Consider the following 825-nt stretch of genomic DNA (forward strand, 5'->3'; position numbering starts at 1 on the left):
TTAACCATAAATTAAATATTGTGTTTTCCTTATCCAAAGTTATGACTGGATACTCTATACTTACTTTGTTAAATAAAACTTTTCTAATATTTTTTTTATCGATATACTTATCTAAATCATAGTAGATATCGCTATTAATCTGCATCAAAAAATCGTAACTTAATTCTTTCATTTTGCCCTCCAAATTAATAGTTTAATTAAGACTTGCTAAATTTTTTAAAAGTGATGAGAGATGATAATTGTATATTATATCTTCATTGCTTGTTTCATTGTCACACTTCACGAAAAGAGTCATCTTTAGCATCTCCTCAAGCGTGCTTTTATTTTTTTCATTTATACAACTTTTAGAATTTAGTGCTTTTATAGAAGATAAATCAGTAAAAATAATTTGCATTTTCTTTAATTTATTTAAATTATCATCAATCTTAGCTTTATCAGAAATCTTGTATCTCGTTTCATCTATTGACAATTCGTAAATAGATTCTAATTTATCAAGATCAGATTTAAATTTAGCTAAATCTATCTCTTTTCTTTCTGTAATTATATCATAAACTATACTTTTAATATCATTTTTCATGGATTTAAATAATGAATCAAACTGATAATCACTATGAGGAGCAGAAATCAAATAATTGACTAATACCCCAACCAAAATACCTACAGAGGTATCAAGAACTCTGTTAAAAGCATAAACAATCATTTCATCATCAGTATTCATATAAACCGCTATAAAAACCATAGCAGCAAGTGAAATTGCTTTTTTCCAATTTAACAGGTTTAAAATATGTATCAAAACAATGATACCAATTCCCATTAAGAAATAGT

Annotated in this window: 1 protein-coding gene; it reads right to left on the reverse strand. The window is 25.3% G+C overall.

The genetic code is table 11. From position 1 onward, the window contains the following. Positions 1-193: 193 nt before the first annotated feature. On the reverse strand, positions 194-825 hold a 632-nt coding region (locus R7P64_RS24190), incomplete at its 5' end, for an FUSC family protein (protein ID WP_318124134.1).

Source organism: Vibrio sp. 2304 (genome assembly GCF_033339475.1).
Taxonomy (GTDB): domain Bacteria; phylum Pseudomonadota; class Gammaproteobacteria; order Enterobacterales; family Vibrionaceae; genus Vibrio; species Vibrio alginolyticus.